The organism is Streptomyces sp. NPDC101227, from assembly GCF_044767545.1.
Classification (GTDB): domain Bacteria; phylum Actinomycetota; class Actinomycetes; order Streptomycetales; family Streptomycetaceae; genus Streptomyces.
In genome coordinates, this window is sequence record NZ_JBIWOD010000014.1 from 25,062 (window position 1) to 48,270 (window position 23,209).

At 71.6% G+C, this 23,209-nt stretch carries 21 protein-coding genes and 1 tRNA gene; 9 read left to right on the plus strand and 13 right to left on the minus strand.

The features are described from left to right. Positions 1-147 precede the first annotated feature (147 nt). Positions 148-1,194, plus strand: a complete 1,047-nt coding sequence (locus tag ACIRPT_RS28290) for a PAC2 family protein (protein WP_403832071.1) — start codon at positions 148-150, stop codon at positions 1,192-1,194. 98 nt (positions 1,195-1,292) lie between these two features. Here the strand turns inward: ACIRPT_RS28290 and ACIRPT_RS28295 are convergent, their stop codons facing one another. The 5 genes from ACIRPT_RS28295 to ACIRPT_RS28315 all read right to left on the minus strand — a co-directional run bounded on the left by ACIRPT_RS28295 (position 1,293) and on the right by ACIRPT_RS28315 (position 5,992). Beyond that, positions 1,293-2,060: a gamma-glutamylcyclotransferase family protein gene (locus ACIRPT_RS28295; protein ID WP_403832074.1), complete on the minus strand. Its 768-nt coding sequence runs from the start codon at positions 2,058-2,060 to the stop codon at positions 1,293-1,295. Between the two features lie 234 nt (positions 2,061-2,294). Next, a complete protein-coding gene (mshC, locus tag ACIRPT_RS28300) occupies positions 2,295-3,524 on the minus strand; it encodes a cysteine--1-D-myo-inosityl 2-amino-2-deoxy-alpha-D-glucopyranoside ligase (RefSeq protein ID WP_403832076.1) in 1,230 nt (409 codons plus the stop codon). A gap of 121 nt (positions 3,525-3,645) precedes the next feature. Next, positions 3,646-4,575 carry an SCO1664 family protein gene (locus tag ACIRPT_RS28305; protein WP_403505083.1) on the minus strand — a complete coding sequence of 310 codons (930 nt, stop codon included), beginning with the start codon at positions 4,573-4,575 and terminating at the stop codon, positions 3,646-3,648. A 5-nt stretch (positions 4,576-4,580) separates the two neighbouring features. Further along, positions 4,581-5,171, minus strand: coding sequence for a DUF3090 domain-containing protein (locus tag ACIRPT_RS28310; protein ID WP_403504283.1), 591 nt, complete (start codon positions 5,169-5,171; stop codon positions 4,581-4,583). Between the two features lie 122 nt (positions 5,172-5,293). Further along, positions 5,294-5,992, minus strand: a complete 699-nt coding sequence (locus tag ACIRPT_RS28315; RefSeq protein ID WP_403832078.1) for a histidine phosphatase family protein — start codon at positions 5,990-5,992, stop codon at positions 5,294-5,296. A 59-nt stretch (positions 5,993-6,051) separates the two neighbouring features. Here ACIRPT_RS28315 and corA point away from each other — a divergent pair, with 59 nt between their 5' ends. Further along, positions 6,052-7,044, plus strand: coding sequence for a magnesium/cobalt transporter CorA (gene corA / locus ACIRPT_RS28320; protein ID WP_403504277.1), 993 nt, complete (start codon positions 6,052-6,054; stop codon positions 7,042-7,044). A gap of 37 nt (positions 7,045-7,081) precedes the next feature. On the opposite strand, the gene ACIRPT_RS28325 is transcribed toward corA, so the two are convergent. Both ACIRPT_RS28325 and ACIRPT_RS28330 read right to left on the minus strand, forming a co-directional pair. Further along, positions 7,082-7,870: a ferritin-like domain-containing protein gene (locus ACIRPT_RS28325; RefSeq protein ID WP_403504274.1), complete on the minus strand. Its 789-nt coding sequence runs from the start codon at positions 7,868-7,870 to the stop codon at positions 7,082-7,084. A gap of 272 nt (positions 7,871-8,142) precedes the next feature. Further along, positions 8,143-9,198, minus strand: a complete 1,056-nt coding sequence (locus ACIRPT_RS28330; protein WP_403504271.1) for an LLM class F420-dependent oxidoreductase — start codon at positions 9,196-9,198, stop codon at positions 8,143-8,145. A 127-nt stretch (positions 9,199-9,325) separates the two neighbouring features. Here ACIRPT_RS28330 and ACIRPT_RS28335 point away from each other — a divergent pair, with 127 nt between their 5' ends. Both ACIRPT_RS28335 and ACIRPT_RS28340 read left to right on the plus strand, forming a co-directional pair. After that, positions 9,326-10,309, plus strand: coding sequence for an aldo/keto reductase (locus ACIRPT_RS28335; protein ID WP_403832082.1), 984 nt, complete (start codon positions 9,326-9,328; stop codon positions 10,307-10,309). After that, complete coding sequence (locus tag ACIRPT_RS28340; RefSeq protein ID WP_403832085.1) at positions 10,306-12,726, plus strand: helix-hairpin-helix domain-containing protein; 2,421 nt, start codon at positions 10,306-10,308, stop codon at positions 12,724-12,726. The genes ACIRPT_RS28335 and ACIRPT_RS28340 overlap by 4 nt, the downstream gene beginning before the upstream one ends. A 318-nt stretch (positions 12,727-13,044) precedes the next feature. Here the strand turns inward: ACIRPT_RS28340 and ACIRPT_RS28345 are convergent, their stop codons facing one another. Beyond that, the gene (locus ACIRPT_RS28345) at positions 13,045-13,725 is read right to left on the minus strand and encodes a hypothetical protein (protein WP_403832087.1); all 681 of its coding nucleotides are present in this window, start codon (positions 13,723-13,725) and stop codon (positions 13,045-13,047) included. 47 nt (positions 13,726-13,772) lie between these two features. Between ACIRPT_RS28345 and ACIRPT_RS28350 the strand changes: the two genes are divergently transcribed. Beyond that, on the plus strand, positions 13,773-13,961 hold the full coding sequence (locus ACIRPT_RS28350) for a DUF5703 family protein (protein ID WP_030066661.1): 189 nt from the start codon (positions 13,773-13,775) through the stop codon (positions 13,959-13,961). Positions 13,962-14,060: 99 nt separating this feature from the next. On the opposite strand, the gene ACIRPT_RS28355 is transcribed toward ACIRPT_RS28350, so the two are convergent. The 3 genes from ACIRPT_RS28355 to ACIRPT_RS28365 all read right to left on the minus strand — a co-directional run bounded on the left by ACIRPT_RS28355 (position 14,061) and on the right by ACIRPT_RS28365 (position 16,796). Then, the gene (locus tag ACIRPT_RS28355) at positions 14,061-14,906 is read right to left on the minus strand and encodes a chaplin (RefSeq protein WP_403832089.1); all 846 of its coding nucleotides are present in this window, start codon (positions 14,904-14,906) and stop codon (positions 14,061-14,063) included. Positions 14,907-15,073: 167 nt separating this feature from the next. Next, positions 15,074-15,307, minus strand: a complete 234-nt coding sequence (locus tag ACIRPT_RS28360; RefSeq protein ID WP_403504258.1) for a chaplin — start codon at positions 15,305-15,307, stop codon at positions 15,074-15,076. Positions 15,308-15,470: 163 nt separating this feature from the next. Beyond that, positions 15,471-16,796: a M20/M25/M40 family metallo-hydrolase gene (locus tag ACIRPT_RS28365; protein ID WP_403504256.1), complete on the minus strand. Its 1,326-nt coding sequence runs from the start codon at positions 16,794-16,796 to the stop codon at positions 15,471-15,473. 307 nt (positions 16,797-17,103) lie between these two features. Between ACIRPT_RS28365 and ACIRPT_RS28370 the strand changes: the two genes are divergently transcribed. Next, positions 17,104-17,188: transfer RNA gene (locus ACIRPT_RS28370), tRNA-Leu, on the plus strand. Positions 17,189-17,506: 318 nt separating this feature from the next. On the opposite strand, the gene ACIRPT_RS28375 is transcribed toward ACIRPT_RS28370, so the two are convergent. Then, positions 17,507-17,773, minus strand: a complete 267-nt coding sequence (locus ACIRPT_RS28375; RefSeq protein ID WP_403832092.1) for a hypothetical protein — start codon at positions 17,771-17,773, stop codon at positions 17,507-17,509. A 151-nt stretch (positions 17,774-17,924) separates the two neighbouring features. Continuing rightward, entirely contained in the window at positions 17,925-19,121 is a 1,197-nt protein-coding gene (locus ACIRPT_RS28380; RefSeq protein ID WP_403832094.1) for a PucR family transcriptional regulator, read from the minus strand. A 217-nt stretch (positions 19,122-19,338) separates the two neighbouring features. On the opposite strand from ACIRPT_RS28380, the gene ACIRPT_RS28385 reads away from it, so the two are divergent. The 3 genes from ACIRPT_RS28385 to ACIRPT_RS28395 all read left to right on the plus strand — a co-directional run bounded on the left by ACIRPT_RS28385 (position 19,339) and on the right by ACIRPT_RS28395 (position 23,178). Next, entirely contained in the window at positions 19,339-20,232 is an 894-nt protein-coding gene (locus ACIRPT_RS28385) for an SGNH/GDSL hydrolase family protein (protein ID WP_403832096.1), read from the plus strand. Between the two features lie 283 nt (positions 20,233-20,515). Beyond that, positions 20,516-21,949: an FAD-dependent oxidoreductase gene (locus ACIRPT_RS28390; RefSeq protein WP_403832099.1), complete on the plus strand. Its 1,434-nt coding sequence runs from the start codon at positions 20,516-20,518 to the stop codon at positions 21,947-21,949. Positions 21,950-22,173: 224 nt separating this feature from the next. Further along, positions 22,174-23,178, plus strand: coding sequence for a DUF1259 domain-containing protein (locus tag ACIRPT_RS28395; protein WP_403832102.1), 1,005 nt, complete (start codon positions 22,174-22,176; stop codon positions 23,176-23,178). The last annotated feature ends 31 nt before the right edge of the window (positions 23,179-23,209 follow it).

Below are 23,209 nucleotides of genomic sequence, written 5' to 3' on the forward strand. Positions count from 1 at the left end.
CCGCAACAGGTCGGATGAATCAGCACCCATTCGTGCACAGGGGCTGCGAGCGGGCGCCCCGGACGCCGTAGGGTGGAGACCGCACGCAATGGAACGGCAACCGGTGGCCGCCGCGAGGTGGCCCAACCGGTCGGAAGGAGGCGCTGGGTGATCGAGCTCGAGGGGGTTCCCGAGCTGATCGACCCGGTCATGGTGGCCGCGTTCGAAGGCTGGAACGACGCCGGCGACGCCGCCTCCGCCGCGGTCGCACACCTGGACCGGGAATGGAAGGGCGAGGTCTTCGCCGCGCTGGACGCGGAGGACTACTACGACTTCCAGGTGAACCGCCCGACCGTCTTCCTGGACGGCGGCGTACGCAAGATCACGTGGCCGACGACCCGGCTCTCGGTCGTCCGTGTCGGCGAGGCGGGCGGCAAGGGGCGGCGACGCGACCTGGTGCTGGTCCGCGGCATCGAGCCCAGCATGCGCTGGCGCTCGTTCTGCAACGAAATCCTCGGCTTCGCCCATGAGTTGGGCGTGGAGATGTTGGTGGTGCTGGGCGCGCTGCTCGGCGACACCCCGCACACCCGGCCGGTGCCGGTCAGCGGCGTCACCTCCGACGCGGATCTGGCGACCCGGCTGGACCTGGAGGAGTCGCGCTACGAGGGCCCCACGGGCATCGTCGGCATCCTCCAGGAAGCCTGCACCCACGCGGGCGTCCCCGCGGTGAGCCTGTGGGCGGCGGTGCCGCACTACGTATCCCAGCCGCCCAACCCGAAAGCCAGCCTGGCGCTCCTCAACCGCCTGGAGGACCTGCTCGGCATCAGCATCCCGCTCGGCGAGCTGAGCGAGGACGCGCGCGCCTGGCAGCTGGGCGTGGACCAGCTCGCCGCCGAGGACAGCGAGGTCGCCGAGTACGTCCAGTCGCTGGAGGAGGCCCGGGACACCGCCGATCTGCCGGAGGCCTCCGGCGAGGCCATCGCCCGCGAATTCGAGCGCTATCTGCGCCGCCGCGACCCCCAGGCCGGACCGGGCGTGGCCGGCGAGGGCGGACTGGCCGACGGCTTCCTCCGCGACACCACCAGCGGCCGTACGCGGCCGCCGCGGCCGATGCCCAAGGAGCCGCGCGGGCCCAGGCCCGGGGAGGACAAGGGTGCCGCGGAGCCGTCCGACGGCGCGGAGCCGGACCCCGGCCCGGAGGACGGCGAGAGCTGACCGAGCCCGGCGGGCGGCCCCAAGTCCCGCCCGCCGGGCCGTGGTTGGGTCCCCCGGGCCGGAGCCCGGAGCCGCCGCCCCGTGCGTAAGCCGGTCACTCAGCTCCTGGCGCCGGCAAGGGAAATGGAGCGGAACATCTTTTCGCCGAGCTGATCCCGGATCAGAGTGTCGATCTCGTTGGCCCGCGGAACATGAACAAAGGGCCGCCATGGATAGATGCGGTCATTGATCCATGGCGTCTTCCAGTCGGTCGTAGCGGTGAAGAATTTCTGCGCAAACTTCGCTGTGCGGGATGCCGGAAATTCATCCTCAACCTCCAGGCATCCACTCACGCATACATCGACATAGGACTGGACGATGGGGAAGTCCCGACTGACGTATCTGCGCGACGTGCTTCCGAAGTACCAAAAACTTCCGGGTGGCGGAGCCGGTCTACCGTCCAGCATGGTGATGCCGGCGGGAGGGATGCGGATGAGCCGGTACCCCTTCTCCCTGTCGGCGAATGCCTTCAACTCACCCTGCGCCACCTGGAAGATCACGCCGTTGCAGGTCGACCTCCGGTCCGGAAGGGCTCCCAGGTAAGTGGGCCCCCAGCTGACAGTGTCAACCCGGTCGTACCAGCCACGCGTGATGCCCTGGACGGAGACCGGGAAGGACTTTCCCGCTTTCGGCCAGGTCGCCTCTCGGGATTCCCGCTGAATCAATGACCCATAACCGAAAATATATTGACTGCCGGCATCGGATTCCGTTACCCCGGCTTTTTCCGAGACCTGCCCGCCGGTACAACCCGTGGCAGCCACACCGAGACCCAGGACTGCCATACCCTTGAGTATTTTACGCCGCCCCACTTCGGCCTCGTATTTCATGGTCGTCATGGTTCCGCCCGGGCAGCGGGGTGTCGAGAACGACGCGCAGAGCCCTTCGGGTTGTTGTCCACACGGCTGAGCCGGCCGGGGATCGGAAACGCCTTCGCGCTCCAGCCGGGCGGCCCGGTGGGTCAGCCTCGGGTGCACCCGATCCAATGCCTGATGACGGAAAAAGGGGCGCCCCCGCCGACCGGCGGAAGCGCCCCTTGAGGGACGGGAGTCAGTGTGCGGCCGTCACAGGGCCACACCGAGGAGCGCGTCGACCGCGCGCGAAACGAGACCGGGCGCACCCTCGTCGGTGCCACCGGCGGACTCCTGGGCAGCGGCCCAGCGGTCCACGGCCGCGAGGGCGGCCGGGGAGTCCAGGTCGTCGGCGAGCGCCGTACGGATCTCTTCCAGGAGGGCGTCGGCGGACGGGCCGTCTGGGCGGGAGACCGCGGCGCGCCAGCGCCCCAGCCGCTCCAGGGCGTCGGTCAGCACCGCATCGGTCCACTCCCAGTCGGCCCGGTAGTGGTGCGCGAGCAGCGCCAGCCGGATGGCCGCCGGGTCGGTTCCGTCCCGCCGCACCTTGGAGACGAAGACGAGGTTGCCCTTGGACTTGGACATCTTCTCGCCGTGGAGGGCGACCATCCCGGCGTGGACATACGCCTTGGCGAACGGGAACTCGCCGGTGAGCGCCTGGGCGTGCGAGGCGCCCATCTCGTGGTGCGGGAAGGCGAGGTCGGAGCCGCCGCCCTGGACGTCGAAGCCCATGCCGAGGTGCTCCAGGGCGATGGCGACACACTCGATGTGCCAGCCGGGCCGGCCGTGGCCCAGCGAGCCGCCGTCCCAGCTCGGCTCGCCGTCGCGGGCGGCCATCCACAGCATCGGGTCGAGGGGGCTCTTCTTGCCCTCGCGCTCCGGGTCGCCGCCGCGCTCGGCGGACAGCAGCCGCATCGCCGCGGCGTCCAGCCCGGAGACCTCGCCGAAGTGCGCGTCGGAGGCGACGGAGAAGTAGATGTCACCGTCCAGCTCGTAGGCGGCGCCGGCTTCGCGCAGCCGCTCCACCAGCGGGATGATGCCCGGTATCGCCTCGACCGCGCCTATGTAGTGGCGGGGCGGCAGCATCCGCAGCGCCGTCATGTCCTCTCGGAAGAGGGCGGTCTCGCGCTCGGCGAGGGCCGTCCAGTCGTCACCCGTGGCAACGGCCCGCTCCAGCAGCGGATCGTCGACGTCGGTGACGTTCTGCACGTAGTGAACCTGGCGCTTCGTGTCGAGCCACACGCGTTGAACGAGGTCGAACGCGTTGTAGGTCGCCGCGTGCCCCATGTGGGTGGCGTCGTACGGCGTGATGCCGCAGACATAGATACGGGCGACGGGACCGGGGTCGAGGGTCACCCGTCCGCCGGTCGCGGTGTCGTGGATCCTCAGGTCGCGGCCCTGACCAGGCAGGGCGGGGACCTCAGAAGCGGGCCATGCATGCATGCCTTGAGCGTAACCGGATGCATGTTCCACATACGAACCGGACCGTGCTCTTGGCCGAATTCGCGGTCTTGTGATCCGCGGCGAAGCGTGCTTGCGGGTGTTCGACGGCAGCGGCGGCCGGTCAGACCGGCGGCCAGGGAATGGCGGGCCACTCCCCGCTCGGCCCGGGATGCCTGCCGGTGCGCAACAGCGCCGCCACCCGCTCCCGCAGCGCCTCGGTCTCGGCGTCCGTGATCAGTTCGGCCAGTCGGGCGGCGAGCGGAGCGCCGTCCGCCAGCGCCTCCTGAAGGCCGCGCAGGACCTCCAGCGCCTCCTCGGTCAGCGGCTCCCCCGCCCAGCCCCACAGCAGGGTGCGCAGCTTGTCCTCGGCGTTGAAGGTGACGCCGTGGTCGATGGCGAAGAGCCGGCCGCCGGCACCGGGCAGCAGATGCCCGCCCTTGCGGTCGCCGTTGTTGATCACCGCGTCCAGTACGGCCAGCCGCCGCAGCCACGGGTGGTCGGCGTGCACCAGCAGCGCCGTGCGGCCCTCGCCGATGTCCGCGTGGCCGACCGCCTTCCAGCCCGGCCCCGGCTCCTCGTCCTCCACCAGGGCCAGCAGCTCGGGCACCTCGTCGCCCTCGTCGCCGTCGCCGTCCGGCGGCTCGATCCACTCCTGGACCATGCCCGTGCCGTACGGGCCGTCCCGCAGCACCGTCGCGGGGATCAGGTCCCAGCCGGTGGCCCGGGAGATCTCGTAGGCGGCGACCTCACGCTGGGCGAGCGTGCCGTCGGGGAAGTCCCACAGCGGACGCTCCCCGGCCACCGGCTTGTACACGGCGGGGGCGCTGCGGCCGTCGCGTTCGATGGTGCAGTAGAGCACGGCGTTGGACGCCTCCCGGATCCGGCCGCGGACGGTCAGCTCGCCGTCTGCGAGAAAGGCGTCCGTGCCGTCCGTGGCGCCCGGACCGCCCGCAGGACCCGCTGCGGGCTCCTGAGGACCGTGTGCGGCCTCCTGCGCGCTCCGCTGCCCATCCGCGGGCGCGGGCACGGCCGGTTCGACGGCGGGCTCCATGGCGCTCAGGCGTCCCGTCGGTAGCCGTTCTGGCGCGGACATACGTGTCCCTCCGGGTCGAGCGGCAGACTGCACAGCGGGCACGGCGGGCGCCCCGCGTTGACGACTTCCAGCGCCCGCTTGGCGAAGGCGCGGGCCATCATGCCGGTCAGGCGCACCCGCAGCATCGGCGGGCCGTTCTCGTCGTCCTGGAGGAGCCGCTCCTCGGCATCGGCGAGGTCCTCGTCGCTGTCGGCCTCCAGCTCGACCAGCGCCTGCGCCTCGACGATCATCCGCTGGTCCTCGCCGTCCCAGGCGAGCGCCATCGTGCCGACCCGGAACTCCTCCTCGACCGGCGATTCCAGCGGCGCGGTGTCGGTCAGCTCGGCGGGCGAGACGGCGGGCACCGGGGCATTGCCGCCGCTGCGCCGTACCACCTCGTCCAGCAGCTCATCGATCCGCTCGGCGAGGGCGGCTACCTGGGTCTTCTCCAGGGCGACGCTGGTGGTGCGGCCGGCCGCGGTCGCCTGGAGGAAGAAGCTCCGGCGTCCGGGCAGCCCGACCGTGCCGGCCACGAAGCGGTCCGGCGCGTCGTAGAAGAACACCTGACGGGACAACGTCCTGCTCCGATTTGCTCGACTTCGGGGGCACTGCGGTCGCTGCGCGGTCCTGCGGCACTGCGCGGTTCACAGGGGCACGGCAGAGCAGCGCCGTCGCACCACCCTACTGCGCCGACTGATCACGGTGCTCCCGCACCGCCTCCCAGGGCGGCGTCCCGGCCCTCGGCTGCCGCCGGGCCGTCCTCGGGCGGTACCAGGGAGGCGAAGTCCCCGGTGTCGCCGAGCCGTACGAGGAAGGGCCGCAGCCGCGTGTAGCGGATGACCGTGACCGAGCAGGGCTCGACGGAGATCCGCTGGAAGAGGTCGAGATGCATGCCCAGGGCGTCCGCGACGAGCGATTTGATGATGTCGCCGTGCGAGCACATCAGATAGGCGGCCTCGGCGCCGTGCCGCTCCTCGATGCGGGCGTTCCAGTCCCGTACGGCATCGACCGCGCGGGCCTGCATGGCGCGCATCGACTCGCCACCGGGGAAGGCGGCCGACGACGGGTGCCGCTGGACGGCCTCCATCAGGGGCTCGTCGGTCAGCTCGGCGAGCTTGCGGCCCGCCCAGTCCCCGTAGTCGCATTCGCTGATCCGGTCCTCGGTGTGCAGCGGCAGACCGGGGCGGGCGGCCAGCAGCGGCCGCAGCGTCTCCTGGCAGCGCTGCAGCGGGCTGGAGACGGCGGCGGCCAGCGGGATCCGCTCCAGCCGGGCGGGCAGCGCCGCGGCCTGGGCGACGCCCCGCTCGTCGAGGGCGACGCCGGGCAGCCGTCCGGCGAGCACCCCGGAGGTGTTGGCGGTGGAGCGGCCGTGCCGCACCAGGATCAGCGTGGGCATGACCGCCACCCTACGTTCCCGGCGGCCATTCCTGGCAGGCCGCCGGGTGACGGGTGAGAATGCCAGTTGTGATCGTGGATTGCGCCATCTACCGGGAGGGCCGCCGGATCGACTGCGCGGCCGACTTCTCGCACGCCCTCGACGAGGCGCGGGCGGAAGGCCACTCCTTCCTCTGGCTGGGCATGTACGAGCCGACGCAGGAAGAGTTCGACATGGTCACGTCCGAGTTCGCGCTGCATCCACTGGCCATCGAGGACGCCCTCAAGGCCCACCAGCGGCCCAAGCTGGAGGTGTACGACGACTCGCTCTTCCTGGTGCTGAAGCCGATCACCTACGACGTGACCGCGGATACCGTGACGGCGTCGGAGCTGATGCTGTTCGTCGGCGACTCCTTCGTGGTGACCGTCCGGCACGGCGAGGCCAGCCCGCTGGGCGCGGTGCGCAAGCGGCTGGAGCACCATCCGGACATCCTGCGGCACGGCCCCACGGCGGTGCTCTACGCGGTCAGCGACGCCGTGGTCGACCACTACATCGAGGTCGCCGCCGAACTCCAGCTGGATCTGGAGGGGTTGGAGGCCGAGGTGTTCGCCCCGGTGCGCGGCGACACCAAGAACACCGCGGCCGAGATCTACTCGTTCAAGCGCGAGATCATGGAATTCCGGCGCGCCACGGGCCCGTTGCTGGAGCCGATGGCCCGCCTGCAGAACCCCGGAGTGCCGTTCGTGCACGAACACGCCCGGCCGTTCTTCCGCGATGTGGACGACCACCTCACCCGCGCCAACGAGTCGGTGGAGGGCCTGGACCGGCTGCTCTCGGACATTCTCGCGGCCCATCTGGCGCAGATGGGCGTCCGCCAGAACGACGACATGCGCAAGATCTCGTCGTGGGCGGCGCTGGCGGCCGTCCCTACCCTGATCGCCGGCATCTACGGCATGAACTTCGCATGGATCCCCGAGCTGAGGTGGCACTACGGCTATCCGGCGATCCTGTTGCTGATGGTGGTGATCGAGGTGTCCCTGTTCCGGCTGTTCAAGCGGCGCGGGTGGCTGTGAACGCAGGTGGCGGTGAAGGCGCCGTTCCGGGGGCGGCTCAGGCGAATTCCGGCGCCGAGGCGGCCGGCCCGCCGAGGGCGTTGCGCCGCTCCGGCATCTCCAGGCGCACCATCCGCCGCCAGCCGAAGGCCCGCTCATAGCCGTACAACCCCCAGATCGCGGCCTTGAGCAGCGCGGACTTGGCCGGGGGCCAGCGCAGGATACGGCCCATGTGGTCCATCACCGCCAGGCTGACGTCCCGGTAGACGCCGACCTCCGCGAACGCGCAGTCGTGCAGGATCCGCTGGATGGTCCGGCCGTGCCCGGCCCGGGCCAGCCGCAGCAGCTCCTCATGGCAGTAGGCGAGGTGGTTGTCCTCGTCGTGGGAGATCATCCGGATCGCCTTGCCGACCTCGGGGTGGTCGCCGAAGCAGGTCCTGAGCATGTCCATCTGGTCGGAGGCGCGCTGCTCGGTGACCCGGCTGTGCGCGAGGTAGGTGATGATGTCCAGCTCGGTGAGCGGCTCGTCGCGGCGGAGCTTGTCGTGGGCCAGGCCGATGCCCCGCCGTTCCAGCAGCATGGTGTAGTCGGTCGCCTCGGGGACCTCGGCGGGCGTCAGGCCGCGCTTGCGCAGCAGGGCGTGGAAGATCCGGCCGTGCTTGTCCTCGTCGGCGCCGTGCCGGGTGACCTTGGGTGCCAGCTCCCGCTGCGAGGCGGGGATCAGCGCGGCGATCCGGCCGTTCTCCCATCCGCCCTGGGACTCCCCGCTGGCCGCGATGGAGCAGAACAGACGGTAGGCGTCGTCGTTGTCGACGATCTCCTGGAACAGACTCCGGGCCGAGAGCATCCGCGCCACCTTCCACAGGACCACACCGCAGTCCAGTCAAGTGCGGCCCTGTGGGGACGGCAACCGCAGCACCCGGCCCCTGCGCCCGTTCGAACGACTCCCTGGTGGTGGCGGGGCGTAACCACGTCGCCATCGGGGCGTTGTGCTGCGTGACGGCCGTGGCGGGGAAGACCCCCGAGCCCCCACCACGGCCGCAGAGCCGGAGCGGCCCGGCGCCCCTGGGCGCCGGGCCTTCGCGTTGCCGGGGCGCGGCCGCCGCGCAGCCCGGGGCGTTACGCCAGCCCGGCGCGCTCCAGGGCCTCGGTCCCGGCCCGCAGCGACGCCAGCCGGTCCTCCAGCGCGAAGCCCGCCGGAGCCAGCGTCAGCGTGGTGACCCCGGCCGCCGCGTACGCCTGCATCCGCTCCGCGATCCGGTCGACGGAACCGAGCAGCGTGGTCTGGTCGATCAGCCGCTCCGGGATCGCGGCGGCGGCGCCGTCCTTGTCGCCGGAGAGGTACTTGTCCTGGATCTCCGCGGCTTCCTTCTCGTAGCCCATGCGCTGGGCCAGCTGGTTGTAGAAGTTCTGCTTACGGCTGCCCATTCCGCCGACGTACAGGGCGGTGTACGGGCGGAACATGTCGGCCAGCGCGCTGACGTCCTTGTCCTGGCCGACCGCGAGCGGCAGCGTGGGACAGACATCGAATCCGTCCAGCGTCTTGCCGGCCTTCTCGCGGCCCGCGCGGATGTGGGCGACCGCGGTCTCCTCCAGGTGCTCGGCGGACGGGAAGATCAGCAGCGCGCCGTCGGCGATCTCGCCGGTCTGCCGGAGGTTCTTGGGACCGATCGCCGCGATGTAGAGCGGGATGTGCTCGCGCTGCGGGTGCACGGTCAGCTTCAGCGGCTTGCCGGGACCGCCGGGCAGCGGCAGCGTCCAGTGCTCGCCCTCGTACGACAACCGCTCGCGGGTCATCGCCCGCCGCACGATGTCGACGTACTCACGGGTGCGGGCCAGCGGCTTGTCGAACTTGACGCCGTACCAGCCCTCGGAGACCTGCGGGCCGGAGACGCCCAGGCCCAGCCGGAAGCGGCCACCGGAGAGCGAGTCGAGGGTCGCGGCCGTCATGGCGGTCATCGCGGGCGTACGGGCCGGGATCTGGAAGATCGCCGAGCCGATGTCGATGCGTTCGGTCTGGGCGGCGACCCAGGACAGCACGGTGGCGGCGTCGGACCCGTAGGCCTCGGCGGCCCAGCACACGGAATAGCCCAGGCGATCGGCCTCCTGGGCCACCGCGAGATTGTCAGAGTCCATCCCGGCACCCCAGTAGCCGAGGTTGATGCCAAGCCTCATGCCGCTCCCCTTACTGATCAGTAACGTCGCTGTTGCGGGGACTCTAGCGCGCGACGCCGCCGGCCGTCATCGGTCGGTTGTCCACAGGTCCCCTGATCGGGACCCGCGGCGCGTAATCTCAAGCCCCATGGAGCAAAGGCACCTCGGCCGTACGGGCCTTCGCGTGTCCCGCCTCGGGCTCGGCACCCTCAACTGGGCGCGCGGCACCGACGAGCAGGAAGCAGCCGACCAGCTCAAGACGTTCTGGGAGGCCGGCGGCACCCTCGTCGACACCGCCGACATCTACGCCGACGGCGGCGCCGAATACCTCCTGGGCCGACTGACGGAAGGTCTCGTTCCGCGCGACGACCTGGTGATCGCCACCAAGGCGGGCAGCGTCCTGGAGGCGGACCGCCGCGTCGACTGCTCCAGACGCCACCTCCTCGCCGCCCTCGATGCCTCCCTCCAACGCCTGGGCACCGACCACGTCGACCTGTGGCAGCTGCACGCCTTCGATCCGCACACCCCTCTGGAGGAGACCCTCCACGCCCTCGACCTGGCCATCACCAGCGGCCGGGCCCGCTATGCGGGGCTGGCGAACTTCTCCGGCTGGCAGCTCGCCAAGGCCGCCACCTGGCAGCTGGCCGCACCCGGCGTACGCAACCCGCTGGCCGGCGCACAGCTGGAGTACTCCCTCCTCCAGCGCGGCGTCGAACGCGAGGTCCTGCCCGCCGCCCTCGACCTCGGCATCGGCCTGCTCCCCTCCTCGCCCCTGGGCCGCGGCGTCCTCACCGGCAAGTACCGCAACGCCACACCCGCCGACTCGCGCGCCGCCTCCGAGCACCTGGCGCCGTTCGTCGCGCCCTATCTGGACGAGACGGCGGGCCGGGTCGTCGAAGCGGTCAGCACCGCCGCCGACGGACTGGCCGTCACCCCGCTCCAGGTCGCGCTCTCGTGGGTCCGCGACCGGCCCGGCGTCACCGCCCCGATCCTGGGTGCCCGCACGGCGCCGCAGCTCAGAGCGGCATTGTCAGTGGAGACCCTTAGTCTTCCTGACGAGATCCGCCGGGCGCTGGACGATGTATCGGCTCCGGTGCACCACTATCCCGATCACGACTGGAGCACGCTGTGAGTACCGACCGCCTCGCCGGCGAAACCCCGCCCGAGCAGGAGGCCGCGCCCGGCGCCACGGATGCCCAGCCGGCCGAGGACGCCGGGACAGCGGCGGGCGAGGCGGCGCGGGCGGACGCGGCTACCGACGCGGGCGCCGCGGCACCGTCACCGTCCCCGGGCGGCGAGCCCGCGAAGACGGACGAGACGGGCACCAAGCCCTCCGGCCCGGCCGCGGCGACGACGGCGGCGCAGCTCGCCGCGGCGGTACGGGCCGTGGAGAGCGGCGAGCGCTCGGCCGCTTCCTTCTTCGCCGAGGCACCGCGCGCGCCCCGACCGGCCGCCGCCAAGCCGCCGGCCGGAAAGCCGGCGGACGCCCCGGCGGAACGCACCCGACCGGCACCGGAGGTGGCGGCGCAGCGCGGCCCCACCCGGCCCGCCGCCTCGGCCGCTCCCACCACACCCCAGCAGCCCGCCGCCCCGGCTCCCCGTCCCGCCGCGCCGGCGGCCCCCGGCATCGAAGGCGTACGGCAGATCCTGACGGCCGGCGGTGCCCCGCCGGCACTGGCCGAGAAGACCGCCGCGGCGCTGGGCGAGCGGGCCGCGCAGGCACTGAGCGCCGACCCCTGGCAGCTGCTCGGCGTGCCCGGGGTGCGCCCCGACCAGGCCGACGGCTTTGCGCGGGCGCTGCTCGGCGACGCCTGCGGCCCCGACGACGAGCGGCGCGCGCAGGCCCTCGTCCGATGGCTGCTGGAACAGGCCGCCGTGGCGGGCCACTCCGCCCTGGAGGCGTCCGCGCTGCGCGCCGCGCTCGCCCAGCGGTCCGTACCGGATCCCGATGACGCCCTGCAGACGGCCATCGCCGAGGGCACGGTGCTGGTCTTCCAGGACGCGCTCGAAACCCCGGGCCGGGCCCGTCCCGCGACGAGCGACGAGGACGAGGAGGAACGGCCGGTCCGGATCCTGCTCGGCCTGGACCGCTGCGCCATGGCCGAGGAGAGCGTGGCCGACGGCCTGGCGCGCCTGCTCAACACCTTCGAGGCGCCCGAGGAGCCGGAGAAACCGGCGTCGTCGGAGGAGCACGCCTCGGGGCCGGAGACCTCCGACGCGAACGGCACGACGGACGACACCACGGACGGCAGCACGGACGACGCCGGGACCGGCACCGAAGCACAGAGCGCCGCCCCCGCCGCCCCCTCGTCCGCCGCCTGGGAGGCCGCGGCGGCCGCCGCCCCCTCGCCGTCCGCGGCGGAACTGATCCGGGCCGCCGCGGGCAGCGGCCTGGTGGCCCACACCGGCGCCGAGGCGGCCCGCGCCGAACCCGCCGCGCTGATCGCCGCCGCCCGCTCCCTGGGACTACGGGCCTACGGCGCCACCCACACCGAGAACGGCCGCCGACGCCTGGCCGCCCACCTCACCGAAGCCGCCCCCCACGAGCCCGCCGACGACCAGGACGCGGCGGCGGTGACCGTATCCGGCCTGCTCTCCGGCCGGGAAGGCCCGGGCCGGGACGCCGACGGCGCACTCGCCCTCGACCTCCTGGTGGTGCTGGACGCCCCCCAGTTGGACCTCGACACCGCCGCGACGCTCGTCGAATCGCTGACCGACGGCACCCGGCTCGTCCTCAGCGGCGACCCCGGCGTCCTCTGGTCCGCCGGCCCCGGCCGCCTCTTCGCCGACCTCCTCGCGGCCCGCTTCTGCCCCCAGGTCGCCTCCCGCACCCCGGACTTCGGCCCGATCGGCGAGCTGGTGTCGGGCATCGGCATCGGCGAGCTGAGCCAGGTCGAGGCGCCCGGCAAGGAGGTGGTGATCGTCCCGGTGCGCGACGCCGGGGAGGCGGTGCACCGCACGGTCCAGCTGGTCGCCGACTCCGTGCCCCGGGCGCTCGGCGTCCCCGCCGACCAGACCCAGGTCATCACGGTCGGCCATGGCGGCGCGGCCGGCACCCGCGCGCTGAACACCGCACTGAAGGAGCGCCTCAACCCCGGCCCCGGCCGGTTCGCCGGCTTCGACCCCGGCGACCGCATCGCCTACGCCCCCGCCCCTGGCCGTACGCTGCCCGGCACCGTGACGGGCGCCGACGCCGCGGGCCTCCACCTCGACTGCGAGGGCACCCCCCTCGCCGTACCGCGCGAGGAGATCGAGGCCGGCGCGCTACGCCACGGCTGGGCCCTCACCGCCCATCAGGCGGTCGGCCGGCGCTGGCCCGCCGCGGTGGTCGTGCTGCCCGGCGACGCCGCCGCCGGCCTGACCCGCGCCTGGGCCTACACCGCCTTCAGCCGCGGCGAACGCCATCTCTCGGTCGTCCAGGGCGTCGACCAGGCCCTGCCGCGCGCGGTGGCCGAGGTCCCCGTGAAGGAACGCACCACCCGGCTGCGCACCCTCCTCCAACTCCAAATCGCCCAGTCCGAACCGGACGCCACCGCCACACCCCAATAGCAACGCGCACAGAAAGTAACAATCCCGAGGAACTAATAACTCTCCGTAATCGTTGCCGTAAGAGGAAGGCAGGCGGCGGCGCACAAGGCTCGTCACAGCGGCCCCAGTACGAGGGCGCATCGACGCAAGCAAGCAGTCAGCACTCCGCGCCGTAGCAAGCAGCGCCGACACAAGCGGTCGGCGCTCGCTGCGGTGGCGTGTCCCTCCACGTCACCGCAGCGGCCCCCAGACATCCGCGCGCGGCCCCGGGGGCCCATCGCGCGGGCCCCCGGGGCCGCGGCGGATCAGCGCTCCCGAGCAATCAGCGTTCCCGGTCGATCAGCGTTCCCGGTCGAGGGGCTCCAGAAAGTCATCGTCATCGCCCAGCTCTTCATCGAAGACCGAGCTGACGTCGAAGCGGCACACCACCCGCTGGGGATCGGCCTGATCGAACGGCGCGGACAGCCACTCCCCCGGTTCGGTCGGCTCGTCGGCGGCGGCCACCCACAGCGTGGAGTCGCCCTCCTCCAGGCCGAACTCCTTGTGCCGGGAGGCGATCTCGTCCGGCTCGAACTCCCCGAAGAGCACCCCCAGCGCCGCATGCACGCTGCTGCCGACCACGCCGGCGGCCTCGCCCGAGCCGTTCGCCGCCCCCTCGTCGACCGCGTCCGGGTCGAGATCGGCGATGCGCTGCGCCTGATGCAGCAGCCGCTGCGGTTCGGCGACGATGTAGTCGCGCCGGATCAGCAGGCTGAGCGCGCTTGGTTCCTCGGGGCCCGCATAGACGGGCAGCGCTTCGTTCCCGGGGATCTCGAAGGGGGTGACCTCGTCGTGGGTGTCGTACAGCAGCTCGTCATAGACCTCGGCGGCCGCGGCGAGTTCGTCGAACGCGGCGTAGACAGCCGGATCGTCCGGCCCCGAGCGGCGTTCGACCGCGTCGAGGTGACGGTCCAGCGCGGCTTTGACCGCCTCGGCGGCGGCACGTACCTCGGCAGCGGAAGGCTGCGCAGCATCAGACATAGTGCAGACGCTATCCGTACCGGGGCCGGTCCCGCACAATAGATGCGATGCCGGAATACGAATTCTGCGATGTGTATGTGCCCCGGGGGGTCTCCCGGTCGGCCGCCACACGCCTGCTGACCGACCATGCCGAGTACGGACACTGGGAGTTGGACCGACTTCGCCTCAACCCCGACGGGAGCCGCAAGGTGCGGCTGCGCCGGCGGATCATTCGCCAGCTCCGCGCCACATGGTGAGCGCCGCCGGGGCATGACCTCGACAGAACGGGCCCCGTACCGACAGGGCCCGCTCCGTTGTGTGCGCTCCGTTGTGTGTGCTGCGCTACGTGGCGCGGATCACCTGCGCGCGGTGCGCGCCCGGCGGTAGAGCACGGCCCCGCCGAGCAGCAGGCCGGCGCTCGCCGGTACGGCGTAGCCGATCATGTCGGTGCCGGTGTGGGCGAGACGCCCGGGGGCCTTCGGCGTCGCGACAATGGCCGATTTTCCCTGCGTCTCGGCCTGCGGCCGCACGCCCGGGCCTTCCGGGGTACCCAGGTCGCCCGGCCCGTGCGGGTGCCCGGGGGGCGTCTCCGAGCCTCCCTGGGTCCCGGGACCGTGCGGGCTGCCCTGGGTGGGCGGCTGCCCGGGCCCCGGGTGGGTGGGGTGGCCCGGGTGGTGCGGGTGCCCGGGGTGGCTCGGGTGTCCCGGGTGTCCGGGGTGTCCCGGGTGATGCGGATGGTGCGGCGACTGCGGGCGGGCTTCATTGCCGCAGTTGTTGCCGGCCGCGGGATTGAGCACCCCGACGACGTCCACGGTGTTACCGCACACGTTCACCGGCACATCGACCGGCACCTGGACGGTGTTGCCCGAGGCGACACCGGGCGAATGCGACGCACCTCCCTCGGCGGTGGCGCCGCCGTGCCTGCCCGAGCCGCCGTGACCGCCGTGGTGCTTGCCGCCGGAGCCATTGGCGCATTTGTTGCCGAACGCGGGATTGAGCAGCCCGACGACGTCGACGGTGTTACCGCACACGTTCACCGGTACCTCGACCGGGACCTGGACGGTGTTGCCCGACGCAACGCCGGGCGAATGCGACGCGCTTCCGGTGGCGCCCGAGTCCGCGTGTGCGGTTCCGCTGACGGCGGCGAGTACGCCACCGGCGGCCGCCATCGTGATCAGGCCCCTTCGTGCGACCTGTCTCATAGGTTGTTCCCCTGCCTTGTGCCTTACAGGAATGCGCGCGGCGAACCTCTTACGTGATCACCACGGCGCAGAAATACCCAGAGGCTCCGGAATGCATGGGATGCATTCCGGAGCCGAACCGGATCAGGCCCTCATGGGCTAGTGCAACGCCTAAGAACGTCAGAACGTCACTTGTTGATGCAGGTGTTGCCGAAGGCCGGGTTCAGCAGCCCGATCACGGAGACGGTGTTGCCGCAGGCGTTGACCGGCACGTGGATCGGAATCTGGACGGTGTTGCCCGACGCCACACCGGGGGAGTTCAGCGACGCGCCCTGGGCACCCGAGTCGGCAACGGCCAGACCCGCGCCGGCGAGCACGAGACCGCCGGTGATTGCCGCAGCTGCGACGACCTTCTTGATCATTGTTCCTCCTTGTAGGCAATGCGATCCCAGCCGCGGACCGCACAGACTGCAACGAGGACCGAGCCGTTGAAGCTACGAACACATCGCCACATTCACTCTTTTCAGCTAATTCGACACGAATGACAGGGGCTTCGCACCGAACTTGGCTGCGCCGAACCCGCGTTCAGCTCTGGTCGATGAACCGGTCGAGCACCCGCACCCCGAACTTCAGCCCGTCCACCGGCACTCGCTCGTCCACGCCGTGGAACATCCCGGCGAAGTCCAGCTCCGGCGGCAGCTTCAGCGGCGCGAACCCGAATCCCCGGATCCCGAGGTCGTCGAAGGACTTGGCGTCCGTACCGGCGGAAAGCATGTACGGCACCGCGCGCGCGATCGGGTCCTCGGCCTGCAGCGCCGACTGCATCGCGTCCACCAACGCCCCGTCGAAGGTCGTCTCCAGTGCCTTGTCCGCATGGACGTCCTCGCGCTTGACGCGCGGACCGAGGATCCGGTCGAGGTCGGCCAGGAACTCTTCCTCGTAGCCCGGCAGGAATCGCCCGTCGACATGCGCGGTGGCCTGCCCGGGAATCACATTGACCTTGTAGCCGGCACCCAGCTGCGTCGGATTGGCGGTGTTGCGCAGGGACGCGCCGATCAGCTTGGCGATGCCGCCGAGCTTGGCGAGCGTGGCGTCCATGTTCTCCGGGTCGAGCTCGGTACCCAGCGCGTCACCGAGCTGGTCCAGGAACGACCGCAGCGTCTTGGTCACCCGCACCGGGAACTCGTGCCGCCCCAGCCGCCCGACGGCCTCGGACAGTTCGGTGATCGCGTTGTCCTTGTGGATCATCGAGCCGTGCCCGGCATTGCCGTCCACCGTCAGCTTCATCCAGTGCATGCCCTTCTGGGCAGTCTCGATGAGATAGAGCCGGACCTGATCGTTGACGGTGAAGGAGAAGCCGCCGACCTCGCTGATCGCCTCCGTCACGCCCTCGAACAGCTCGGGATGCTTGTCGACGAGGAAACGCGCACCGTACGTACCTCCCGCCTCCTCGTCGGCGAGGAACGCCAGCACGATGTCCCGCGGCGGCTTGCGGCCCGTACGCAGCCGGTCGCGGACGACGGCGAGCGTCATCGCGTCCATGTCCTTCATGTCGACCGCGCCGCGGCCCCAGACGCACCCGTCGGCGATCTCGCCGGAGAAGGGGTGGTGGGTCCAGTCGTCGGCGTTGGCCGGGACGACGTCGGTGTGCCCGTGGATGAGCAGTGCGGGCCGCGAGCGGTCCTCGCCCTCGATCCGGGCCACGGTGGAGGCCCGGCCCTTGTGCGACTCGAAGATCCGCGGCTCCAGCCCGACCTCGGCGAGCTTCTCCGCGACGTACTCGGCGGCGGCCCGCTCACCCGGCCCGGAGTGGTCGCCGTAGTTGCTGGTGTCGATCCTGATCAGATCCCGGCACAGGTCGACGACCTCGTCCTCACCGGTGACCGTACGTGCCGGCTGCGACTCGCTCATGCCGGAACCTCGCTTCGCTCGGCCCCGCATTCGCGGGACTCGCACCTCTCCACGGTTCGCTCGCAGAGCTCGCTCACGCTGCCTCCTCTTGGTTCACGGCCGCGTCACGCTTCCGGGGAACGCGCTCCACGGCGGGGGTCCACGGCCATCCTCCCCCTCCCACCCGCCACACCCAAGGCCGCAATGCTCCCGACATGCGCTGGTCACAGCCCCGTCCCCGGCCAGATGCACGGGTGATCGACCACCCCGGAAGGTTTGCTATTGTTTTCCACGTCGGAACGGCCCAGGCCGGAACGGCAGACACCTTGTCCGGGTGGCGGAATGGCAGACGCGCTAGCTTGAGGTGCTAGTGCCCTTTATCGGGCGTGGGGGTTCAAGTCCCCCCTCGGACACTGACCATAGATACATGGTTGAGAGGGTTGTGACTCCACAGTCACAACCCTCTTTTGCATCTCGGGGCGTATCGGGATCAGCGCGAGTCCGAAGCCTTGAGTGAGAGGCGCGGGCTCGGGATCGACTGCCGTCGCAGCGAGAAGATCTTGCCGAGGGCCCCGGCGTCCCCGCTCCGGGCTCTGGGCTCCGGACTCTGGGCTCCGATCGCGATGGGGTATCCGCTGTCGACCTGACGGATGCAGGAGACGACAGAGGCACCTGAGGTTCATGAGGCGCAGGTCCGGCACCCCGCACAACGAGGCGGCGGACCGCATGCCCTAAGGGCTGTCCGGCGGATCGTTGTCGACGGTCTCTGCCAGGCCGGCCATCCGGGCCTTGTATTCGGCCTGGGGGATCTGTCCGAGGACCGCTAGGCGTTCCAGTTCGGCGGCTTCGTTCTCATGGGTGATCTTGCGGCTCTGTTCCGCTTGTTCCCTGCTGTACTTGACGGCCTTGGCGCGCTCCCTGGCGCGGCGTCGCAGCAGTTCCTCGGCGATCGCCTGTCCGGTCTGTTCGAAGTAGTTGATGTCTCTGCCCGATGACATCCAGCCCCCTTGAATCCGGCTTGCGGTGTGTGTCGTTTCTGCCGGGTCCGGCGTAACTCGCGGTCGGTGGCGCTTTTATGGTGCAGGACGCAGGTGACCGGCCGCCGGTTGAGCGCAGGGGCGGTCCGGCTCTGACGGGCCGTGGCGCGCCTCAGCGCTGTTCCAGGGACAGCAGCGGGAGCGCATGCAGTGCCACTGCCAGGTCGGCGACCGCGCGCGGGTCCCGCAGGGAGCGCCCGGTCAGCTCCTCCAGCCTGTGCAGCCGGTAGCGCACCGTGTTGCGGTGGCAGTACAGCCGCTCCGCCGCTCCGGCCGTCGAGCCCGCGGCCGTGAACCAGCATTCCAGGGTCTCCAGCAGGCGGTCCCGCTCGGTGGCCGGCAGTTCCAGTACGTCCTCGAAGACCGCCCGGGCGATCCGCGCGGCTTCGTCCGGGGCGGAGGCGACCAGCAGGGCGGCCGGGCTGTCGTCGAACCGCGCGAGCCCGGCCGGCCGGCCGCGCACTCCGGCCAGCGCCACGCGTGCGAGGCGCAGCGCCCTGGGGGTGTCCTGCAGCGCGCGGTACGGAGGGCTGACGCCGACCCGGGAGTCGGGGGACCGTCCCAGGACGCGCAGGGCCGCCTCCTCGGCGCCCGGCTGCTGGACGGCGACCACGCCGATCTGGAGGTCCGGCAACAGGCGCCAGGCGGAGCGCAGTTGCTCGGCCAGGAGCCGGGCCTCGATGCCGGGCAGCGCCTCCCGGCCCGGGGCCGGCACCTCGGCCGCCACGACGAGGTACGGCCCGCCGGTCGGCAGGCCGAGCATGTCCGCGGCTCCCCAGAGGGTGGTGCGATCGGTGAGCATCCCGGTGAACAGCGCCTCGACCATGGCGGACCGTTCGCGCTCCCGCTGGAGCACCAGCTCGGAGGTCTCCTCGCGGTAGGCGTCGCTGGCCGCCGCGGCGAGTCCTTCGCACACCCACCAGGCGGCCAGGGCTACGAACGTGTCGGTGGTGATGCCCTCCGCGACACGGGCCTCGGCGGCGAGTTCGGTCCACAGGAACTCGGATCCGACGCGGTAGGCATGCAGCAGGTCGGCCAAGGGGTCGCCCCGGCGGGCCCGTTCGCGGCCGGTGTCGAGGGCCGGTGTCATGTCGGAGCCACGGTCGCCGGCGAGATGCCGGAAGACCAGGTCGGCGTTGCGTTGGCACGAGGCGCTCAACTCGTCGAAGGCCACGCCGCCTTCGCTGCCGTAGTACGTCACCTCGGCGCGGATGCGGCGGGCCATCCGTATGCCCAGTTCCGGCGCGCGGCTGCGCAACGAGGCGGCGATGGGCGCGACCTCGGCAGGTGGGTCGGGGATGCGGTGCATGAACCGCAGGTTACAAAGACCGGCGCGCGGAGGCGGGGAGTTGTGCCGGGGGACAACGGGGGCGGTGGTGCTGCTGTGTGCCGGCACATGGCCCCGGGGGCACGGGGCCGCGACGATGGCGGACACGTTACCGGCCGGTATCGGGCCTTCCTTCCGTCTTGCTGCCTCCTCAGGGGGAACTGTGTCCAGAGCCGCAACAACCAGCACCACGAGCACCATGAGCGCCGGGAACAGCGGGCGTGCCACGAAGTGGGCGTCCGCGGTGACCGCCGCGCTCGTCGCCACCGCCCTCACCGCCACCGTCTCCCCCGCCGAGGCCGCTGCCCCGGCCGGGACCGGGAAGTATGTGGCGCTCGGGGACTCGTACGCCGCCGGTGCCGGGATTCCCGCCTCCTCCGCGGGCCTGTGCCTGCGCTCCGACCACGACTACGGCCATCTCGTCGCCGCGGCCCTCGCCCCGTCGTCGTATGTGGACAGGTCGTGCGCCGGGGCCAAGGTGGGCGCGCTCACCACGCCCCAGAAGGACGTCGGGATCGTCGTCAACGACCCCCAGCTCGACGCCGTCACACCGGACACCTCCCTGGTCACGCTCACGATCGGGGGCGACGACCTCGGTACCTCCGACCTCGGCTTCGGTGATCTCGCGGTCACCTGCATCGCCCTGTCCCTGACCGACCCCTTCGGCGCTCCCTGCCGCGCCTTCTACGGCAACACGCTCAACGACCGGCTGGACTCCGCGTCCGCGCAGCTGGCGGAGGCGCTCCGCAAGCTCCGCGCCAAGGCGCCGAAGGCCAGGGTGGTGATCGTCGGCTATCCGTCGGTGCTGCCCGACGACCCGAAGAAGTGCCTGGGCAAGATGCCCGTCACCACCGGGGATCTCGCGTTTCTGCGCTCGGTCCTCGGCCGGCTCAACGACAAGGTGAGCGAGACCGCCACTGCGGCCGGTGCCACGTACGTCGACACGCTCGGCCCGACGAAGGGTCACGACAGCTGCTCGTCGGATCCGTGGATCGAGGGTCTGCTTCCGGCCTCGCCGACCTTGCCGCTGCATCCGAACGCGACCGGCGAACGGGTCATGGCCGATGCGGTGCTGAACGCGCTCGGCCACTGACCGGTCCGGTACATGGGGCGCGCGTGATATGTCATCGTCCGGCCCGTCCGATCGGGCCGGGCGGTGGCTTCGGCTGTCCGCCGGCCGGTGAGCGGCCCGGACCGTTCTGCCACCTGGGCCGCGGCCGCTCGGCCGCTCGCGCCGTGCTTCGTGTGATCCCCCCGGTACGCCCCCGTGCGCTCCCTCCTCGGCCTTGAGCGCCGTCGTCCTGAACGGTGAAGTAGGCGGTGCGGGGGCCGAGCCGTCACCGGGGCACCAGGGGCCCCGAAGGAACAGGGAGAGCATGACCTCAGAGATGAACGCCCGCCTGTCGAGCCCTCGTTGGGGGAAGGCCGTCGTCATCGGCGGCGGGTACGCCGGCCTCGTGACCGCCCGCGTGCTGGCCGACCACTTCGCCGAAGTGCTCGTCCTCGAATGGGATCCGGTGGAGCGGGACACCGGTGTCCACCCCCATGCGCCGCAGGGCTACCACGCCCACGCGATGCTGGCCAAGGGCGGGGAAACCCTGGAGAAGCTCTTCCCCGGCCTGCGGGCGGAGCTGGCGGGCCTCGGGGCTCCCGTCTTCGACTACGGGGAGCGGATCAGCTTCCTGCTGCCCACGGGACTCGCCCCGCGCGTCACCACCGGCGTCCGCGTCCAGACGTTCACCCGGGACGAGCTCGAGCGGCGGCTGCGGCAGAAGGTGCTCGACCTGCCCGCCGTGACGCTGCTGGCCGCCACCCGCTGTGAAGGCGTGACGATGAGCCGTCCCAGCCACATGGACCGGGTGCGCTACCGCACCGAGGGCGATGAGCGGCCCACCGAGGTCACGGCGGACCTGGTCGTCGATGCCTCGGGACGGTCCACCGCCATCGACAAGTGGCTCACCGCGGCCCGGCTGCCCGTGCCCGCCAAGGCCGCCGTGAAGGCGAAGCTCACCTACACGTCCATGCTCTTCGACCGGTCCGAGAAGGACGAGCGGGACTTCGACATCGCCTATCAGATGACGTTCGCCCCGGTCATCGACCGCGGGGGCGTCCTGCTCGCCGTGGAGAACAAGCGCTGGATGTGCTCGCTGCTCGGCTTCGAGCACCTGCCGCCCACCGACGACGAGGGGTTCCTGGACTACGCGCGCGGGCTGGACAACCCTCACCTGGCCGAGCAGATCTCCGGGCAGAGCCGGCAGGGGGAGGTCCATCACTACACCAACCCCGGCAGCCAGTGGCGCCTGCACCACAAGAGCAAGCGGTGGCCCGAGCGTCTGCTCTCCGTCGGCGATTCGCTCTGTGTGTTCAACCCCGTCTACGGGCAGGGGCTCACCGTCGCCGCTCTCGAAGCCGACGTCCTCGCCGGACTGCTGCGGCGCCGCCGGGCCGGCGGAGCGGGCCTCGACGGGCTGAGCCGGGCCTACCATCGTGCCGCGGCCCGCGTCATCAAGGTCCCGTGGACCCTGTCGACCACCTCGGACCTGATGTGGGACCCCGCCCACCGGTCCGTCTCGGCGCGCGCCGCCCACTGGTACAACCAGCAGGTCTTCGCCCTCGCCATCCACGACCCGTCGGTCTGGACCCGTTTCGCGCGCGTGGCCAATATGACGGCGCCGCCCTCCCTTCTCTTCCGCCCCTCCGTCCTCGCCAAGGTCCTGCGACGGGCCCTCACCCGCCGTACCGCCCGGCCGGTGCCGCCCGGCCACGCCCCGCAACCGGACGCCGAGCTCTCCGCCCAGGAGGCCACGTGAGCCCCTGGCGGGTCCGGGTGGGGTGACCGCTCGTTCCCCGGTGGGGCGCCCCGGGGGGTCTCGGCGTCTTCGGACGGGCGGTGCGCGCGGGCCGATGACCGCCTCGCGCCCGGTCGGCTCACCCGTGGCGACGAGTACTTAGGCCACCTGGCCGCAAGCGGTGGCGAGGTTGACGGTTGTGCCGGTCCGCCATGCTTCCATCTCGTCATGGAGGTGCTCACGTGATGGCTGGAGACCGACAGCAGGAGATCCCTTCGGAAGCGGGTACGCCGCGGCGGCGCGTGCTGGCCGCGGCGGCCCTGGCTCCGATGCTGCTTGGAGCGGCGGCCCCCGCGCGCGCCCTGCCCTTCGGGGCGGCCGGGGCGGACAGCAGCGGGCTGGTCAAGCCGGTGCACACCGCCCTTTCGGACTGGCGGGGCGTGGCCAGGGCGCTGGGCCGCACCGGCGATATGAAGCGAAAGGTCATGTACCACACGGGGCTCCCGCGCCGGGACCTCCTGGTGGTCTCCCGCGGCGTCGTCGTCAAACCGGCGCTCGCCCTGGGTTCGCATGTGTCCTTCGTCCGCTACGCCGACGGCAGCACGCTGCTGATGGGCGACGTGGTGGTCACCGAGGAGGAACTGCAGGACTTCATCGACGTCCTGCACGAGCACCGGATCGAGCAGACCGCGATCCACAAGCACCTGCTGTCCCAGACCCCGGACATCTGGTGGGTCCACGTCCATGCGCACAGCCACCACCCGGTGGCCCTCGCCCGTGGGCTGCGCGCGGCGTTCGACCGCACCGGCACCCCGCCCGCCCTGCCGTCCATGCCGGAGCAGCCCGTCGATCTGGACACCCGCGGCATCGATGCCGCGCTGGGAGTCAAGGGTTCCGTCGACGACGACGGGATCTACAAGTGCATCTTCGTGCGGCGCGAGACCATCACCGACGGCCATCTGGTGCTCCCGCCGGGGCTCGGGTCGACCAGCGCGTTCAATTTCCAGGCGCTGGGTGGCGGGCGGGCCGCGGTCAGCGGCGACTGCGCCATGATCGCCAAGGAGGTCAAGGACGTGCTGGTGGCCCTGCGGGGGGCCGGGGCCGCGCTCGTCGAGCTGCACAACCACGGGCTGACGGACAAGCCGCACCTGTTCTTCACCCACTTCTGGGCCGTCGGTGACGGCGTCCGGCTCGCCCGCGCCCTGCGGCCCGCGGTGGATGCCACCAACGTCGTGCCGGCCGCCGGCTGACCCGCCGCGCGGGCGCTCCGCCCGCGGGTGC

Excerpts from the sequence above, each read along its gene's own strand:
- ACIRPT_RS28295 (WP_403832074.1), bottom strand. The coding sequence starts at position 2,060 with ATGAAATACGAGGCCGAAGTGGGGCGGCGTAAAATACTCAAGGGTATG.
- mshC (WP_403832076.1), bottom strand. The coding sequence starts at position 3,524 with ATGCATGCATGGCCCGCTTCTGAGGTCCCCGCCCTGCCTGGTCAGGGC.
- ACIRPT_RS28305 (WP_403505083.1), bottom strand. The coding sequence starts at position 4,575 with ATGGAGCCCGCCGTCGAACCGGCCGTGCCCGCGCCCGCGGATGGGCAG.
- ACIRPT_RS28315 (WP_403832078.1), bottom strand. The coding sequence starts at position 5,992 with ATGCCCACGCTGATCCTGGTGCGGCACGGCCGCTCCACCGCCAACACC.
- corA (WP_403504277.1), top strand. The coding sequence starts at position 6,052 with ATGCCAGTTGTGATCGTGGATTGCGCCATCTACCGGGAGGGCCGCCGG.
- ACIRPT_RS28325 (WP_403504274.1), bottom strand. The coding sequence starts at position 7,870 with ATGCTCTCGGCCCGGAGTCTGTTCCAGGAGATCGTCGACAACGACGAC.
- ACIRPT_RS28330 (WP_403504271.1), bottom strand. The coding sequence starts at position 9,198 with ATGAGGCTTGGCATCAACCTCGGCTACTGGGGTGCCGGGATGGACTCT.
- ACIRPT_RS28335 (WP_403832082.1), top strand. The coding sequence starts at position 9,326 with ATGGAGCAAAGGCACCTCGGCCGTACGGGCCTTCGCGTGTCCCGCCTC.
- ACIRPT_RS28345 (WP_403832087.1), bottom strand. The coding sequence starts at position 13,725 with ATGTCTGATGCTGCGCAGCCTTCCGCTGCCGAGGTACGTGCCGCCGCC.
- ACIRPT_RS28350 (WP_030066661.1), top strand. The coding sequence starts at position 13,773 with ATGCCGGAATACGAATTCTGCGATGTGTATGTGCCCCGGGGGGTCTCC.
- ACIRPT_RS28355 (WP_403832089.1), bottom strand. The coding sequence starts at position 14,906 with ATGAGACAGGTCGCACGAAGGGGCCTGATCACGATGGCGGCCGCCGGT.
- ACIRPT_RS28360 (WP_403504258.1), bottom strand. The coding sequence starts at position 15,307 with ATGATCAAGAAGGTCGTCGCAGCTGCGGCAATCACCGGCGGTCTCGTG.
- ACIRPT_RS28365 (WP_403504256.1), bottom strand. The coding sequence starts at position 16,796 with ATGAGCGAGTCGCAGCCGGCACGTACGGTCACCGGTGAGGACGAGGTC.
- ACIRPT_RS28375 (WP_403832092.1), bottom strand. The coding sequence starts at position 17,773 with ATGTCATCGGGCAGAGACATCAACTACTTCGAACAGACCGGACAGGCG.
- ACIRPT_RS28380 (WP_403832094.1), bottom strand. The coding sequence starts at position 19,121 with ATGCACCGCATCCCCGACCCACCTGCCGAGGTCGCGCCCATCGCCGCC.
- ACIRPT_RS28385 (WP_403832096.1), top strand. The coding sequence starts at position 19,339 with ATGAGCGCCGGGAACAGCGGGCGTGCCACGAAGTGGGCGTCCGCGGTG.
- ACIRPT_RS28390 (WP_403832099.1), top strand. The coding sequence starts at position 20,516 with ATGACCTCAGAGATGAACGCCCGCCTGTCGAGCCCTCGTTGGGGGAAG.
- ACIRPT_RS28395 (WP_403832102.1), top strand. The coding sequence starts at position 22,174 with ATGGCTGGAGACCGACAGCAGGAGATCCCTTCGGAAGCGGGTACGCCG.